At 53.5% G+C, this 241-nt stretch carries 1 rRNA gene; it reads left to right on the top strand.

What is annotated here, in order from left to right:
- A 16S ribosomal RNA gene (locus ACN6NE_RS31380) occupies positions 1-241 on the top strand; the annotation flags it as partial.

Here is a 241-nt window from a genome sequence, read left to right as displayed (position 1 = left end):
CGCAAGACTGAAACTCAAAGGAATTGACGGGGGCCCGCACAAGCGGTGGAGCATGTGGTTTAATTCGAAGCAACGCGAAGAACCTTACCAGGTCTTGACATCCTCTGACAACTCTAGAGATAGAGCGGTCCCCTTCGGGGGACAGAGTGACAGGTGGTGCATGGTTGTCGTCAGCTCGTGTCGTGAGATGTTGGGTTAAGTCCCGCAACGAGCGCAACCCTTGATCTTAGTTGCCAGCATT

The sequence above is a fragment of the Priestia sp. 53B2 genome, from assembly GCF_056099005.1.
The sequence above is the reverse complement of the archived record's forward strand: the minus strand, read 5'-3'. Positions and strand labels throughout refer to the sequence as shown.